This window comes from Pedococcus sp. P3_C7 (assembly GCF_056402615.1).
The window spans coordinates 1-14993 of sequence record NZ_JBFUHC010000007.1 but is presented as its reverse complement, the minus strand read 5'-3'; the positions used below and the strand labels follow the sequence as shown (position 1 = coordinate 14993).

Below are 14993 nucleotides of genomic sequence, written 5' to 3'. Positions count from 1 at the left end.
TTCGTTCTCCGGAGCCGAAATCCGCGCTTCCATCAGGGGCACACCTCTTCACACCCTTGGAGCCCCCGTGACCAACAGCCTCGGCACCTTCCTGCAGGAGCAGCTTCGCGTGCTCGGCTGGAGCCGCGCGACCCTCGCGACGCGCAGTGGTCTGGACGAGTGGACGCTCGAAGGGATCCTCGACACCCCGGTCCTGCCGGAATGGCCCCAGCCCGACGAGATGCTGGCGCTGTCCCGTGCCCTGTGCCTCTCCGTCCGCGAGATCGTGCTGCGATCCGCCGAGGGGTGCGGCCTGTCCGTGCTCGGCGGCATCGAGCACCCCGAAGCTGTACTGCTGGCCACCAACGACGAGCTGATGCGCGAAGTGCGCCGTCGGCTGGCCCTCGGTGCACGCACAGGGCAGTACATCACCAGCGCACCCCAGCACTGGGGTGTCGACACCGGCATCCAGTCGGCGTAAGGGTGGCCGGCACCTCCCCCTGCGGTGCCGCGCCGTCCGACTCACCCAGCCCCCGTCCCTCAGCCAGACGGGCGCTGGAACGGCAAGAGAGCAAGTCCCTTCAACGGAAGCCACCGGTCATCCCACAGATGACCGGTGGCTTTCGTGATGGAGGCGTGGGGGTCAGGACAGCCGGCGCAGCGTGACAGCGAAGGACTCGAGCGCCCGGACGGCCGCGTCGAGCTCACGTTCCACGGCCACCAGGGCAGGCTGGTCGACGACCACGCCGTCCTCGCCGAGGTGCTCGACGTCCGCGCAGAGCAGTGCGAGCCGTTCGGCCCCGAGGTTGGCCGCGCTGCCCTTGAGACCGTGTGCCGCGCGACTCAGCTCGTGGGCCGCGCCCGCCTCGCGGTGCTCGCGCATGGTGGCCAGCGCGGCCCGGGAATTGGGCCCGAACCTGTCGATGAACCTCAGCAGCATCGTCGGGTCGCCCGGGTCGAGGTCGAGCAGCTCCTCGAGGCGCGAGGGGTCCAGCACGGTGGTGTCCGCCCGAGACGCGAGCCGTCGGCTGTCCGTGGCGTCGGTCTCGGCGCTGTGGTCGCCGTTGACCGGGACCCAGCGCTCCAGGGTGTCGCGCAAGAGCGCCACGTCGACGGGTTTGGTGAGGAAGTCGTCCATCCCCGACTCGAGGCAGCGCTCGCGCTCGCCGGCGATGGCCGCCGCCGTCATCGCGATGATGGGCGTCCGGTACTGGTCGTCCTCGAAGGAGCGAATCATGCGCGTGGCGTCGTAGCCGTCCATCTGGGGCATCTGGCAGTCCATCAGCACCGCGTCGTACGCGCCGTCGGCCGACTGGAACGAGTAGTAGCCGGCCAGCCCGTTCTCGGCGACGTCCACGGCATACCCGAGGCTCTCGAGGATGCCGACGGCCACCAACTGGTTGACCTCGTTGTCCTCCACGACGAGGACGCGGCCCCGGGAACCCATCGGGAGGCGCCGGTCGGCGCGGCCGGGAGTCGAGGAGGCGGTTCCAGGGACGCTCGGCGCACCGCTCGGCGCACCGCTCGGCGGGGCGGTCTCGGCGCGGGCGCCGGCCAGGTCGGCGAGGGTGTCCAGCAGACTGGAGGGCAGCACGGGCTTGGTCAATGACACGTCGATGCCGGCCGCCGTCAGGACCTCCGGATCGAGGTCCATGGCCGAGGTGAGCAGGACGATCCGGGTGTCGCCGAAGCGGCCGTCACCACGCATCATCCGGGCGAACTGCTCGCCGTTGACGCCGGGCATGAGGTAGTCCAGCAGCACCACGTCGAAGGGCTGCCCGCGCCGGTGGGCGTCGTCGAGGAGCCCGAGACCTTCGACCCCCGACGAGGCGATCGCCGCCTCGATCGACCAGCCGGCCAGCTGCTCCTCGAGGATGAAGCGGTTGGTCTCGTTGTCGTCGACGACCAGCACGCGCAGCCCGGCCACCGAGGGCACTGGTGCGGCGACGGCGGCGCTGACGCTGGCCGGCGCGAAGCGCACGGTGAACCAGAACGTGCTGCCGTACCCGGACTCGCTGTTGACGCCGATCTCACCGCCCATGGCCTCGACGATCTGGCGACTGATGGCCAGGCCGAGCCCCGTGCCGCCGTACTCGCGCGTGGTGGAGCTGTCGCCCTGGGAGAACGCCGTGAACAGCCGTTCCTTGACCTCGGGCGTCATGCCCGACCCGGTGTCACTGACCTCGACCCGCAGCACGATGCCTGCGTCGGTGGCCTCCGCGCTCGTCACGTCGCTGGTCTCGACGCGCGTCACGTCGGGCGTCACGTCGCTGGTCGCGTCGCTGGTCTCGTCCGTCGTCTCGACCGTGGCCCGGACGACGACCTCTCCACTGTTGGTGAACTTCACGGCGTTTGCGGTCAGGTTGGAGATGACCTGCCCGAATCGCACGGGGTCGCCGCTCACCACTGCAGGGACGTCCGGGTGGCAGGTCACCGCAAGCTCGAGGTCCTTGGCGCGGGCGCGCTCTGCCATCATGGTGGTGCTCTGCTCGACGATGGCTCGCGGGTCGAAGTCGACCGCCTCGAGGTCGAGCCGCCCGGCCTCGATCTTGGACAGGTCGAGGATGTCGTTGACGAGGGAGAGCAGGCTCCGGCCGGCGCCGTCGATGCCGTCGGCGAGCCGTCGCTGGTGCGGCGTGAGCTCGGTGCGTCCGAGCAGCTCGGACAGCCCGATCACGCCGTTGAGCGGGGTGCGGATCTCGTGGCTCATCGTCGCGAGGAACTCGGACTTGGCCATCGACGCGCTCATCGCGTTGTCGCGCGCCTGCTCGAGTCGCTCGGCGGCCAGCTGACGCTCCGCGACGCGGGAGAAGATCGCCGCCGCCCTGGCCACCGTCAGCCCGTCGCTGTCGGTGGGCGGGGTGGTCGCCCGCGTGTCCATGACGACGACGCACGCGGCGCGGTCCTCGGCCACCACGGGCGCGGCCACGAGGGCGGTGCCCTCCGTCGTGAGGGAGGCTTGGGGGCTGCGCGACTCGACGGCGGCCATCGCGATCCGGGTGGCCTCGGCGACGTCCTGTTCCGGCACGTCGCGGGTCTCGCCCGGGACGGGTTCGAGCTCGCCGTCCCTGGTCACCACCCACGCTGCCACCGGCTGCCATCCCGTGTGCCGTGCCACGTCCTTGAGGATCGTGGGGATGACCTCGGCCAACGTCGTCGCGTCGTTGGCCGCGGTTGCCATGGACGTGAGCAGGGCCAGGGCCTGTTCCGCGTCCTTGCTCTCGGTGATGTCCTGGGAGGTGCCGCCCATGCGCAGGGGGGCTCCGGTGACCTCGTCGCGGGTGAGGCGGCCACGGCCACGGATCCAGCGCAGGGAGCCGTCGCTGTGGAAGATGCGCGCGTCGAACTCGAACTCGCCCGTCTCCTCCAGGGCGCGCCGGACCACCTCGGCCACGGCGTCCCGGTCGTCGGGGTGCATCCGGTCGAGGAAGCCCTGGTAGTTGGGGACGAAGCCGGAGTCGGGCTCCACGCCGTAGATGCGGTAGAGCTCGTCGGACCACGCCACGACGTCGCTGCCGACGTCCCATTCCCAGCTGCCGATCTTGGCGATGTGCTGCGCCTCGGCCAGCTGCGTCTCGCGCCGTTGCAGGGTCTCGATCAGCCGTCGCTGATCGCTGTACTCGGTCACCCGGTGCAACCATCCGACGTGGTTGCCGTCGTCGTCCCTGATCGGGGTGTGGCTGACCAGTGCCCAGAACCGCTCGCCGTTCTTGCGCAGCAGGCTGCACTCGAGGTTGCTGCCGGGGGCGCTGCTGCCCTGCAGTCCGCTCAGGTGTTCGGCGAACTGGGCCTGGCCGGTCGCGTCCAGGGTCTCGAAGACGGACAGCCCGTCCATCTCGTCGACCGTCCTGCCCAGCATCTCCGCAAGTCGTGGGTTCGCGAGCACGGTCCTGCCCTCGGCGTCGAAGACCCACAGGCCGTCGGGCGACGCCTCGACCAGCCAGCGGCTCAGGTCGCCGAGGTCTGCCTTGCCGCCCAGGGTCCCGAGGTCGCTCGCACCTGCGGTACGTCCACGGGCGCCTGGGTCGAGGGGCTGCGGATGCTGCACGCAGTGATCTTCCTTCATCAGCCGCAAAGAAGCGCCCTCAAACACTCAATTCGGCCCAGATCCTGCACCACCAAGCCGCTGAACGACCACAGCGGAGCTGCTCTATCGAGGGGGATGGAGGGGTACCTCGAGGACCTGGGGCTTCTCGGGTGGTGGCCAGGGGCGGGGTCGAACCGCCGACCTTCCGATTTTCAGTCGGACGCTCGTACCAACTGAGCTACCTGGCCGTGGGTGCATGTGCGTGATGGTGACCATGCAATCCAGAACATGCGATCGCGGCGGTCTCGTGCCGAAGCCCGGGGGACCGTCGCGACTGCAGGATCATAGCCGATCCGTGCTGCCCCCTCACAACCGACGGCCATCGCGGAATGGCCCCGCGTGCAACCACGACTTCCTGCGCGGCCTGGGTGCCGAGCCGGTGACGTATGCCGCTGGGCTGGCCGAGCACGAGTGAGCTCGGCCCGTCGGCACGAAGGGCAGCCGCGCAACGGATTCCGTGCGTGGGAGCTCTTTGTCGTCCCACCATGCGAGAGACATATCCTACTTATTTGATAGGCAATGGAGGAGCCGCTACCTTCGACGCAGGTCATGAGCTCCAGTGACAAGCCCCGGCTCGCTGGACGGCAACCCTCCCACTCGCGGTGGGGTGCTCCGGGTGAAGACCAGGTGGCAGTCGAACGACCGCCGCAAGCGCGAGGCTCGAGCCTCATCCGAGGACGGAAACCCATGAAGGACAACGGATCCAGGCAGGCAGCCGATCGCTCCTGCCGACCCGTCCTGCGCAGGCACATCGACCTGCTCAGGGTTTCCAGCGCGCTCTGTCGCCCCTGACGCGCGCCCTCGTCGTTCGTCGGCTTCAGCCGGTCTCTGACCTGCGCTCGTAGGTCTGTTCGGCACCTGCTGCCTCGAAACCCATTCTCCTCCAACGGTTCTGCGCCTCGGCGCGGGACCGGCGATTCCCCTTGCCCGAAAGGATCCACCCATGGCTGTCATTGCCACGATCTCCAGCAGTCCCTCCCTCTCCTCCAAGACCGACGCCGTCCTCTCCGACATCGCGAGACAGCTCCAACGCGCCGGCCACGTCGTCGTCCCGATCGTGTTGCGGGACCTGCCGGCCGGCCCACTCCTGCGCGGGGACGCCCATGACCCCGACGTGGCCCGCGCCGTGGCTGCGCTCGAGGCGGCAGACGCGGTCGTCGTGTCCACCCCGGTCTACAAGGCGGCCTACGGCGGCCTGCTCAAGACCTTCCTCGACCTGCTGCCGCAGTTCGCGCTGCGGGGCAAGGTCGTCCTGCCGGTGGCCACCGGCGGCACGCCCGCCCACGTGCTGGTCGTCGACTATGCCCTCCGCCCCGTCCTGGCGAGCCTGTCGCCGAGCAGCATCACCCCGGGCTGGTTCGTCCTGGCCGACCACGTGAGGCTCGTCGACGGGGGTGAGGCCTTCCTCGACGAGGCTGCCCTGCGCCCGCTGCGCGAGGTCACGACCGTCTTCCTCGACACCGTGGCAGGACGCTCGCTGGTCACCGCGGGTGCCGTGCTCCGCGAGGCGGTGGCCTGATGCGCACGATCCGTGGTTCCTTCACCGCGAGCCGGGCGCTGGTCGCCTCGCTGGCGGCGGCCCTGCCACTCGTCCTGGTGTCCGGCTGCTCGCTCCCGTCGAGCGAGGCCAGCACGTCCGCGAAGGACAAGGGGCCGGTGACCATTCGCTACCAGGGGTGGGCCAACTCGGTGTCGCTACCCGAGCTCGCCTCCGACCTGGGCTACTTCCCCACCCTCAAGCTCAACTGGGTCGGCAACACCACCAGCGGTCCCCAGGACATCCAGTCCGCGGCCACGGGGCAGACCGACTTCGGCGGTGCGTTCTCCGGCGCCGTGGTCAAGCTCATCGGCGCAGGCGCCCCGGTCAAGGCCGTCATCAACTACTACGGCGAGGACGCCAGGACGTTCAACGGCTTCTACGTCAAGAACGACAGTCCGATCCGGACCCCGCACGACCTGATCGGCAAGAAGGTCGCTGTCAACACTTTGGGGGCGCACGCCGAGGCGGTCATCGACACCTACCTGAAGAAGAACGGCCTCACGCCGGAGGAGATCAAGCAGGTGCAGCTGGTCCCACTGCCCCCCAACGACACCGAGCTGGCCGTCCGGCGTGGGCAGGTCGACGTCGGCACCCTCTCGGGGGTCCTGCAGGACCACGCCATCGCCACGGGTGGGCTGCGGTCGCTGTTCAGCGACTACGAGCTGTTCGGCGCCTTCAACGGTGGTCAGTACGTCCTACGGGACGACTTCATCGCCAAGCATCCGGCGGCAGCCAAGGAGTTCGTCACCGGGGTCGCCAAGGCGATCGAGTGGGAGCGCACGAGCTCTCGCGAGACCGTCATCACGCGGTTCACCACCATCATCGAGAAGCGTGGTCGCAACGAGAAGACCGACAACCTCAAGTTCTGGAAGAGCGTGGGAGTCGCCAGCAAGGGCGGCTTGATCAGTGACCAGGACTTCACCCGCTGGGAGCCGTGGCTCGTCGACAGCGGGGTCCTCGAGCAGGGCGCGCTCAAGCCCCGCGACCTCTACACCAACGACTACAACGGGCTCGCGTCGAAGGCGTCCTCATGAGTGCCCACATCGAGCTGCGTGGCGTGACCAAGGAGTTCGCGCTCCGCCCGACCAGGGACCAGCCGCAAGCACGCCCGCTGGTCGCGCTGGACGACGTGTCCCTGGAGGTGCCACGCGGTGAGTTCCTCACGCTGGTCGGACCGAGCGGGTCGGGCAAGACCACCTTGCTCGACCTCCTCGGCGGGCTGAGCCGCCCCACGAGCGGCAGCGTCCTCGTGGACGGCGCCGAGGTGACCGGTCCCGGTCTCGACCGGGGCATCGTCTTCCAGCAGTACGCGCTCTTTCCCTGGCGGACCACCCTCGCCAACGTGACGTTCGGCCTCGAGCAACGGGGACTGAGTCGCCGCGAGCGCACCGAACGGGCCCGCGAGAACCTGGCCCTCGTGGGGCTCGAGGGGTTCGAGGACCGCTACCCCCACGAGCTCTCCGGTGGGATGAAGCAGCGGGTCGCGATCGCCCGGAGCCTGGCCTACCAACCCGGGATCCTCCTCATGGACGAGCCGTTCGCGGCCCTTGACGCGCAGACCCGTGAACAGCTGCAGGACGAGCTGCTGCGGATCTGGCGAGCCACCGACACGACGGTCGTGTTCATCACCCACGGCATCGAGGAGGCGGTCTACCTCGGCCAGCGCGTGGCCGTCCTGAGCGCCCGCCCCGGGCGTCTCAAGGCCCTCGTCGACGTCGACCTCGGCGACCGCGAGTCCACCACGGACCTGCGGTCGGACCCCCGCTTCGTGCACTACCGGCACGAGGTCTGGACGCTCCTGCACGACGAGGTGCGCCGCGCCCAGGACGCCGGTCACCTCAAGATCCAGCCCGACGGCACAGAGAAGGCAGCCTGATGAGCACCGCAACCCTGGACCCAGGTCGTGATCTGACAGCGCCGACGCAGCCCGGCCCGGCACCCGAGGCGAGCGTGGCTCGGCGGGCTGCCACGCGGCATACCTGGTGGGGTGCCGTCGCGCGCCGCCTCGGGCGGGGGACGCGCAGGTCTGCGGCCGTCGTGCTCTTCCTGCTGTTGTGGGAGTTCGGCACGCAGTACCTGCTCGACCCCGCGCGCAAGGTGTTCCTCCCGCCTCTGCACGAGGTGCTCCAGGCGTGGTGGGGACTGGTCCAGAGCGGCCAGCTCCAGCAGCACGTCGCGGCCAGCCTGACCCGGTCGGTGATCGGGTTCAGCGTCGCGGTCGTCGCGGGCATCGGGCTGGGACTCGTGGTGGCGTGGTACGACGGCCTGCGCGAGTTCCTCACGCCGCTGCTGGAAGCCTTCCGCAACACGGCCGCCCTCGCGCTCCTGCCGGTCTTCGTCCTACTGCTCGGGATCGGGGAGACGAGCAAGATCTCGATCGTCGCGTACGCGAGCTTCTTCCCGGTGCTGCTCAACACGATCGCCGGGGTGCGCACGGTCGACCCGCTCCTCGTCAGGGCCGCCCGGTCGCTGGGGCTGGGCAGCCTGAGGCTGTTCCAGAAGGTGGTCCTGCCCTCCGCGGTGCCCACCATCTTCACGGGCGTCCGGATGGCGGGCACGGCCTCGATCCTGGTCCTCATCGCCGCCGAGATGGTGGGCGCGAAGGCGGGGCTGGGCTACCTGATCGTCAACGCCCAGAGCAGCTTCCAGATCCCGGACATGTATGCCGGCATCCTCACCGTCTCGCTGTTCGGGCTCCTCGTGAACACCGTCCTCGTCCGGCTGGAGCGGCACTTCTCGCGCTGGCGCGTCGCTGCCGCGGCCCGCTGACCAGCACCCCAGATCCGTTGAAAGGAAAGCTGAACCATGTCCACTGAACCCCGAGAGCTCCATCTCAACGCCTTCATCATGTCGACCGGCCACCACGAGGCCGCCTGGCGACACCCTGAGGTCGAACCCGCCCGCGCGCTCACGCTGCAGCACTACGTCGACATCGCCAGGACGGCCGAGCGCGGCCTGCTCGACTCGGTCTTCTTCGCCGACGGAGTGGCGCTGCACGGCAACGTGAAGCACAACACGCACAGCGCCTTCGAACCGCTCACCCTGCTCTCGGCCCTGGCCGCCTCGACGACCCACGTCGGGCTCATCGCGACCGCGTCGACGACCTACAACCATCCCTACACACTGGCTCGCGCGTTCGCCTCGCTCGACCACCTCAGCGGTGGGCGGGCCGGGTGGAACATCGTCACGAGCGCCGGGCAGGACGAGGCGCGGAACTTCGGGCTCGAGGGTCGCCCCGACCACGAGGCGAGGTATGCGCGGGCCACCGAGTTCGTCCAGCTCGCCCAGGCGCTCTGGGACTCCTTCGACGACGAGGCCGTCATCGCCGACAAGGTGTCGGGCATCTACGCCGACACCGACCGCATCGCTCCGATCGACCACAAGGGCCCGCACTTCGAGGTGCGCGGCCCACTCAACATCCGCCGGCCCGTGCAGGGCTACCCCCTCCTGGTGCAGGCGGGGTCGAGCGAGTCGGGCAAGGAGTACGCGGCCCGCTTCGCCGAGGCCGTCTTCACCGCGCAGCAGACGCTCGAGGAGGCGCAGGCGTTCTACGCCGACCTCAAGGGCCGGCTCGCCGCCCACGGTCGGCGCCCGGAAGCCCTGCTCATCCTCCCTGGCATCAGCCCCGTCGTCGGGCGCACCGAGGAGGAGGCCAAGGAGAAGGAGGCCGAGCTCAACGCCCTGATCAACCCGGCATACGGGCTGGCGCAGCTCTCGACCATGCTCGACCACGAGCTGACCGAGGGCGACCTCGACGGACCACTGCCGCCCGTGGCGGTGGGCACGGAAGGCAACCAGAGCCGCAAGCAGCTGATCCTCGACCTGTCCGAGCGCGAGGGCCTCACGGTCCGCCAGCTCATCGAGAGGCTGGCCGGCGGGCGCGGCCACCGGGTGTTCGCCGGGACGGCCGTGCAGGTCGCCGACCAGATCCAGGAGTGGTTCGAGCAGGGGGCAGCCGACGGGTTCAACGTCATGCCGCCGACGCTGCCGGGCGGTCTGGACGACTTCGTCGACCTCGTGGTCCCCGAGCTGCAGCGTCGGGGCCTGTTCCGCACCGAGTACACGGGCAGGACGCTGCGCGACCACTACGGCCTGCCCCGGCCGGCCAACCCCAACACCGAGCACGCCCTCACCACGAAGGAGCACGCAGCATGACCGCCATCGCGACCGACCGGGACGTCCGCAAGATCACCGGACGGATCGGCGCCGAGATCGTCGGCGTCGACCTCACCTCCGACCTCGACGCCGAAACCATCCAGTTCCTCAACCAGGCTCTGCTGGAGCACAAGGCGCTCGTCTTCCGCCGTGCCCCGCTCACCGACGATCAGCAGGAACGGTTCGCCGCGCACTTCGGCCCGCTCACGACGGCGCACCCCACGGTCGCGTCGGCGCCGGGCGCCCCGCGGATCCTTCCCGTCGACAGCGAGAAGGGGGCGGCCAACCACTGGCACACGGACGTCACCTTCGTCCAGGCGCCACCGAAGGCGACCACCCTGTCGAGCAAGGTGGTCCCACCCCACGGCGGCGAGACGCTGATCGCCAACACCGGTGCGGGCTACCGCGACCTGCCCGAGCCGTTGAGGCTGCTGGCCGACTCGCTCTGGGCGATCCACACCAACGACTACGACTACGCCGAGCCGGAGGAGTCCCTCGACGACCAGGCCAGGGAGAACCGTGCTGAGTTCACCTCCACCGCCTATCGGACCGCCCACCCGGTCGTCCGCGTGCACCCCGAGACGGGGGAGAAGGGGCTCTACCTCGGCGGCTTCGCCCAGCGGCTGGTCGGGCTGTCCGCCGCGGAGAGCCGGGACCTGATCCGGCTGTTCCAGTCCTACATCACGCGCCCCGAGAACGTCGTGCGTGTCGCCTGGGAGCCGGACCAGCTCGTCATCTTCGACAACCGGATCACCCAGCACTACGCGATCGACAACTACGACCACCTGCCGCGCCGCCTCCACCGGGTCACGGTCGCGGGCGACGTGCCGGTGGGGCTGACGGGGGAGAAGAGCAGGGTGATCGAAGGGGACGCGTCGCACTACACGCAGGGGGACTGACAGGGATGCCGCAGGGCTGGGCCGGCGCACGAGGCCCAGCCCCGCGGCATACCCGGACATGCGAAGAGGCCCGCACGTGTGTGCGGGCCTCTTGGCTTTCGAGCGACCCCGACCGGGCTCGAACCGGCGACCTCCGCCGTGACAGGGCGGCGCGCTAACCAACTGCGCTACGGGGCCTAGATGGTGCTTTTACTGCGTATCCCCAACGGGATTCGAACCCGTGCTACCGCCGTGAAAGGGCGGGGTCCTAGGCCGCTAGACGATGGGGACCAGTTCAACGGCCCCCCGCCGTTAGCGCCAGGCGCGGATCCGTCGAGGACTCGCGAAAGCATACGGGCAGACCGCCCGGATAACCAAAACGGGTCCGTGGGCGAAGCGAGCGGGGGGCTGGTCGCCGCCCGTCCCCACGACCCGACGGTATGCCGCGTGGCTGGTCAGGCGCGTGCCTCGCGCAGCGCCGCGCGCACTCGGTCGACGGCCGCCGACTCGCTCAGCCCGGCCCGTGCGGCCAGGATGGCGTAGTCCGCGGCGCTGCGGTTGAGGGCGACATCGAGGGGTTGAGAGCCCGCCGCCACGACGGTCCCGGCGCGACTTCGGGTGGTGACGAGACCCTCGGCCTCGAGCTCCTTGTAGGCCCGGGCCACGGTGTTGACCGCCAGGCCCAGGTCGGCGGCCAGCCCGCGCACGGTCGGGAGCCGGTCGCCCTCCGCGAGGGTGCCGCGGGCGATCAGCCCGGCCAGCTGGGCGCGGACCTGCTCGAAGGGTGGCTCCGGGGCCGTCAGGTCGACCGACACCGGCGGGGTGCTCACCCGCCGCTCGCAGCCGTCTGCGGGGCGGCCCACGTCAGCAGGCGGTCGACGTCCCAGGTGGTGACGATCCGGTCGGGGTCGATGCCGAGCTCCTCGGCGCGCTCGCAGCCGTAGGCCTTCATCTCCAGCTGCCCGGGGGCGTGCGCGTCGGAGTCGATCGCGAACACGCAGCCGATCTCCATCGCCAGCCTGATCAGCTCGTCCGGCGGGTCGCGCCGCTCGGGACGGCTGTTGACCTCGACGGCGGTGCCGTGCTCGGCACAGGCCTCGAAGACGGCGCGCGCGTCGAACTCCGACTGTGCTCGCGTCCCGCGCGATCCCTCGACGAGCCGCCCGGTGCAGTGGCCCAGCACGTTGACGCGGGGGTTGGACACCGCGGCCACCATCCGCTTGGTCATCGGCGCCTTGTTCATCTTGAGCTTGGAGTGGACGCTCGCGGTGACCAGGTCGAGCTTGGCGAGCATCGCGTCGGTCTGGTCCAGCGACCCGTCGTCGAGGATGTCGACCTCGATCCCCTTGAGCAGCCGGAACTGCCCACCCAGCGACGCATTGACTGCGTCGACGATGGCCAGCTGCTTGGTCAGTCGCTCGGCCGTGAGCCCGTTGGCCACGCGCAGCTGGGGGGAGTGGTCGGTGAGGACCAGCCACTCGTGCCCGAGCTCCACGGCCGTGAGCACCATCTCCTCGATGGGACTGCCGCCGTCCGACCAGTTGGAGTGCGAGTGGCAGTCGCCCTTGATCTGGGCGAGCAGGTCCGTGCCGCCCTGGGCGAGCGGCCTCGCCTTTCCCTGCAACGACTCCAGGTATGCCGGGAGCTCACCGTCCAGGGCCTCGCTCACCACGGCGGCGGTGGACTTCCCGATCCCTGGGAGGTCCTGCAGGGTGCCGGCCTCGTGGCGGCTGCGGAGCTCGTCGTCCGGTGTCTCCCGGACCGTGACGACGGCTTTGCGGAACGCCTCGACGCGGTAGGAGCCTGCCCGTTCCCGCTCGAGCAGGAAGGCGATGCGTCGCAGGGCGTCGTCGGGCTCGACGGGTGCGGTGAGGGGTTCCACGGACGCGACCACGGCGCTACCCCTTGAACTGCTGCCGGATCATGAAGTCCCAGACCCGGTCGCCACCGAGCGTCCTCGTGGCGATGAGCGCACGGGCCGCCGGCGTCACGATGTAGCGCGACCGGGGGTGGCGCGACTCGACCGCCTTGACGACGACCTTGGCGACGGACTCCGGGCCGGTGGCCACCATGGGGTTTCCGTAGCCGCCGGTGGTGTTGCTGGCGCTGGAGGCCAGCAACGCGGCATACGGTGAATGTTGTTGTGCCGCAGCGGCATCGGAGGTGAGGGCGGTCTCCTCGAAGCCGGTCCGGATGAGGCCTGGCTCGATCAGGCTGACGCCGATGCCGAAGCCGCGCACCTCGTTGCGCAGGGCGTCGGTGATCGCCTCCACGGCGTACTTGGTCGCGTGGTAGTAGCCGCCGACGGGGAAGGTGAAGCGGCCCCCCATCGAGCCGATGTTGACGACGCGACCGCTGTGGGCTTCGCGCATCGCCGGCAGGACGAGCTGGGTGAGCCGGGCGAGTCCGAACACGTTGGTCTCGAACATGGTGCGCACCTTGTCGAGGTCTGTTTCCTCGATGGTGCCGTACTCGCCGTACCCGGCGTTGTTGACCAGGGCGCCGATGCTGTCGTGCTCGGCCTCGATCGTTTTGACCGCGCTGGACATCGACTCCTCGGAGGTGACGTCGAGGGCGAGAATGCGCGCTCCCGCGGCTTCGAGGTCGGTGAGGGTCTCGGTGCGACGGGCGGTGGCATAGACCGTGTGGCCGCGTGCGATGAGCGCCTCGGCTGCGGCACGGCCGATGCCGGACGAGCAGCCGGTGACGAGGACAGGTCCGGTGGGGGCGGCGCTCACTGCTCCTCGCCGCGCCCTGCGGGTCCGGCCGGTCCTGCGGGTCCTGCGGGTCCTGCGGGGCCGGCGGGTCCGCCCCCGTTGCGGCGCGCGACCCAGCGCTCGACGCCTGCGTACGCCAGCCAGCCCGCCGCCAGGGCGATGACGAAGACGACCCACGTGTTGAGGCTGGGGAGGACCGCCTCGAGACCTTCGCGGACGAGGACGATCGCACAGACGGCGACGACGATGGGGGCGAAGGCGGCGACGCCACCAGGTCGCTGCCCGGGGCGCTGTCCGGTGGTGGGACTCATGCCGCCAGTCTGCCCCATCACCCGCCGGGAAGGGGTCACGCGTCCCGGGCGCTGCGAGATGTGTTGGAGCGCGGGCGGATCCGCACGGCAGGCATCTCTGGCGCCGGCAGGTGCTTGACCTGGCCGGCGTACCCGTCCACCTCACCGAACCGCTCCGAGTGGGCCATCCACTCCTCGCGAGCGGTCACGATGTCCTCGTGGCTGCGGCCGACGAAGTTCCACCACATGACGATCTCCTCGTCGAACGGCGGCCCACCGAGGATGAGCGCCCGGGCGCTGTCGTTTCCGGTGTTGGTGAGGGTGAGCGTCGCGGTCGCCGTGGGGAGATAGGCCATGGCGCTGCGCGGGGTGGCGGTGCCGTTGACCGTGAGCCCTTCGCTGTCGGCCAGCACCCCGTGCTCGTATGCCGCGTCGAGACCCAGCTCGACCGTGGCCCCCGCGTCGAGGGTGACCTCGGCGCCGAGCAGGGGGGTGAAGCTCTCGACCGGGGAGGTCTGGCCGGCCAGGCTGCCGAGAAACACGCTCAGGGTGGCACCGTCGAGCCGCGTCGGCGTCGGCTCGTGGTGCTGGAATGCCTTGGGGGCGTTGCGGTACGCGTCGGGCAGGGCCACCCACAGCTGGGCCCCGTGGAGGACGGTCGTGCCCGGAGTGGACACCTCGGAGTGGGCGATGCCGAGCCCACCGGTCATCAGGTTGACCGCACCGGGGCGGATGATGGCGTGCGAGCCGAGGCTGTCGCGGTGCTCGATCTCGCCCGTGAACAGCCAGCTGACCGTCTGGAGCCCGCAGTGGGGGTGGGGCGGGACGTCCATGCCACCCGAGCCTGCGACGTCGTCCGGGCCGTAGTGGTCGGCGAAGCACCAGGCGCCGATGAGGGAGCGCTGGCGCTGGGGGAGGGTGCGACGGACTGTCATCGCGCGAGGCCCGCCGAGGGGCACGTCACGGGGTTCGAGGATCTCCACCCCGTCGACGGACGGCGCCGTCGAGCAGACGGTTTCTTGCGGCTGGGTCTCGACATTGCTCACGAACCCAGTCTGCACCGAACGCGCTCACCCGCAGCAGACGTGCCATCGAGTGTGCACGACACGCTGAGGACATCACGGTCGCGTCAGCGTGTCGTGCACTCTCGAGTCACGCGCGCCGCGTCAGACAGCCAAGTTTTTCGGGCACCGGTGGGCCTGTAGGCATTCGGCTGATGGTTGACGGTTTTACGTCGGTTGATCCTTGACACTCCTTACGTCAGTTTGTCCTGCGGGTCTTGGTCAGTGCACCTCCCAAGGGTCGTTTGTTGCGGACGGGGCCGGTGCTGTCGCGTCGCACGGTGCG

Annotated in this window: 13 protein-coding genes, 3 tRNA genes and 1 riboswitch; of the genes, 7 read left to right on the top strand and 9 right to left on the bottom strand. The window is 70.0% G+C overall.

Features of this window, described 5'->3' with window-relative positions; all coding sequences use genetic code 11:
• The first annotated feature begins 67 nt into the window (after positions 1 to 67).
• Positions 68 to 460 (top strand): hypothetical protein, encoded by a 393-nt coding sequence (locus AC1DS4_RS10645; protein WP_477614028.1) that lies wholly within the window; start codon positions 68 to 70, stop codon positions 458 to 460.
• 162 nt (positions 461 to 622) lie between these two features.
• Here the strand turns inward: AC1DS4_RS10645 and AC1DS4_RS10640 are convergent, their stop codons facing one another.
• Positions 623 to 4027: a response regulator gene (locus AC1DS4_RS10640; RefSeq protein WP_477632778.1), complete on the bottom strand. Its 3405-nt coding sequence runs from the start codon at positions 4025 to 4027 to the stop codon at positions 623 to 625.
• Positions 4028 to 4177: 150 nt separating this feature from the next.
• A tRNA-Phe gene (locus AC1DS4_RS10635) sits at positions 4178 to 4254 on the bottom strand.
• A 357-nt stretch (positions 4255 to 4611) separates the two neighbouring features.
• A riboswitch (SAM riboswitch) is annotated at positions 4612 to 4726 on the top strand.
• A gap of 283 nt (positions 4727 to 5009) precedes the next feature.
• On the opposite strand from AC1DS4_RS10635, the gene ssuE reads away from it, so the two are divergent.
• Genes ssuE through AC1DS4_RS10605 form a run of 6 tightly spaced genes read left to right on the top strand, consistent with a single transcriptional unit; the run spans position 5010 to position 10660 of the window.
• Complete coding sequence (gene ssuE, locus AC1DS4_RS10630; RefSeq protein ID WP_477614015.1) at positions 5010 to 5585, top strand: NADPH-dependent FMN reductase; 576 nt, start codon at positions 5010 to 5012, stop codon at positions 5583 to 5585.
• Positions 5585 to 6640, top strand: coding sequence for an ABC transporter substrate-binding protein (locus tag AC1DS4_RS10625; RefSeq protein ID WP_477632777.1), 1056 nt, complete (start codon positions 5585 to 5587; stop codon positions 6638 to 6640). The genes ssuE and AC1DS4_RS10625 overlap by 1 nt, the downstream gene beginning before the upstream one ends.
• On the top strand, positions 6637 to 7482 hold the full coding sequence (locus AC1DS4_RS10620) for an ABC transporter ATP-binding protein (RefSeq protein ID WP_477632776.1): 846 nt from the start codon (positions 6637 to 6639) through the stop codon (positions 7480 to 7482). The genes AC1DS4_RS10625 and AC1DS4_RS10620 overlap by 4 nt, the downstream gene beginning before the upstream one ends.
• Positions 7482 to 8375 carry an ABC transporter permease gene (locus AC1DS4_RS10615; protein WP_477614012.1) on the top strand — a complete coding sequence of 298 codons (894 nt, stop codon included), beginning with the start codon at positions 7482 to 7484 and terminating at the stop codon, positions 8373 to 8375. Before AC1DS4_RS10620 ends, AC1DS4_RS10615 begins: the two co-directional genes overlap by 1 nt.
• Positions 8376 to 8411: 36 nt before the next feature.
• Positions 8412 to 9761 carry an LLM class flavin-dependent oxidoreductase gene (locus AC1DS4_RS10610; protein WP_477632775.1) on the top strand — a complete coding sequence of 450 codons (1350 nt, stop codon included), beginning with the start codon at positions 8412 to 8414 and terminating at the stop codon, positions 9759 to 9761.
• The gene (locus AC1DS4_RS10605) at positions 9758 to 10660 is read left to right on the top strand and encodes a TauD/TfdA dioxygenase family protein (protein ID WP_477614010.1); all 903 of its coding nucleotides are present in this window, start codon (positions 9758 to 9760) and stop codon (positions 10658 to 10660) included. The genes AC1DS4_RS10610 and AC1DS4_RS10605 overlap by 4 nt, the downstream gene beginning before the upstream one ends.
• Positions 10661 to 10763: 103 nt before the next feature.
• On the opposite strand, the gene AC1DS4_RS10600 is transcribed toward AC1DS4_RS10605, so the two are convergent.
• The 7 genes from AC1DS4_RS10600 to AC1DS4_RS10570 all read right to left on the bottom strand — a co-directional run bounded on the left by AC1DS4_RS10600 (position 10764) and on the right by AC1DS4_RS10570 (position 14692).
• Positions 10764 to 10837, bottom strand: a tRNA-Asp gene (locus tag AC1DS4_RS10600).
• A 20-nt stretch (positions 10838 to 10857) separates the two neighbouring features.
• Positions 10858 to 10930 (bottom strand) — tRNA-Glu (locus tag AC1DS4_RS10595).
• A 164-nt stretch (positions 10931 to 11094) separates the two neighbouring features.
• Positions 11095 to 11469, bottom strand: a complete 375-nt coding sequence (locus tag AC1DS4_RS10590; protein ID WP_477632774.1) for a GntR family transcriptional regulator — start codon at positions 11467 to 11469, stop codon at positions 11095 to 11097.
• Positions 11466 to 12533, bottom strand: coding sequence for a PHP domain-containing protein (locus AC1DS4_RS10585; RefSeq protein WP_477632773.1), 1068 nt, complete (start codon positions 12531 to 12533; stop codon positions 11466 to 11468). The genes AC1DS4_RS10590 and AC1DS4_RS10585 overlap by 4 nt, the downstream gene beginning before the upstream one ends.
• Positions 12534 to 12537: 4 nt before the next feature.
• A complete protein-coding gene (locus AC1DS4_RS10580; protein WP_477614007.1) occupies positions 12538 to 13377 on the bottom strand; it encodes an oxidoreductase in 840 nt (279 codons plus the stop codon).
• Positions 13374 to 13667 carry a hypothetical protein gene (locus tag AC1DS4_RS10575; protein ID WP_477614006.1) on the bottom strand — a complete coding sequence of 98 codons (294 nt, stop codon included), beginning with the start codon at positions 13665 to 13667 and terminating at the stop codon, positions 13374 to 13376. Before AC1DS4_RS10575 ends, AC1DS4_RS10580 begins: the two co-directional genes overlap by 4 nt.
• 35 nt (positions 13668 to 13702) lie before the next feature.
• The gene (locus AC1DS4_RS10570; RefSeq protein WP_477624455.1) at positions 13703 to 14692 is read right to left on the bottom strand and encodes a pirin family protein; all 990 of its coding nucleotides are present in this window, start codon (positions 14690 to 14692) and stop codon (positions 13703 to 13705) included.
• Positions 14693 to 14993: the final 301 nt, after the last annotated feature.

Bases quoted from the DNA above. Each gene is read 5' to 3' on its own strand.
- AC1DS4_RS10615 (WP_477614012.1), top strand. From the start codon at position 7,482: ATGAGCACCGCAACCCTGGACCCAGGTCGTGATCTGACAGCGCCGACG.
- AC1DS4_RS10620 (WP_477632776.1), top strand. From the start codon at position 6,637: ATGAGTGCCCACATCGAGCTGCGTGGCGTGACCAAGGAGTTCGCGCTC.
- AC1DS4_RS10610 (WP_477632775.1), top strand. From the start codon at position 8,412: ATGTCCACTGAACCCCGAGAGCTCCATCTCAACGCCTTCATCATGTCG.
- ssuE (WP_477614015.1), top strand. From the start codon at position 5,010: ATGGCTGTCATTGCCACGATCTCCAGCAGTCCCTCCCTCTCCTCCAAG.
- AC1DS4_RS10605 (WP_477614010.1), top strand. From the start codon at position 9,758: ATGACCGCCATCGCGACCGACCGGGACGTCCGCAAGATCACCGGACGG.
- AC1DS4_RS10575 (WP_477614006.1), bottom strand. From the start codon at position 13,667: ATGAGTCCCACCACCGGACAGCGCCCCGGGCAGCGACCTGGTGGCGTC.
- AC1DS4_RS10625 (WP_477632777.1), top strand. From the start codon at position 5,585: ATGCGCACGATCCGTGGTTCCTTCACCGCGAGCCGGGCGCTGGTCGCC.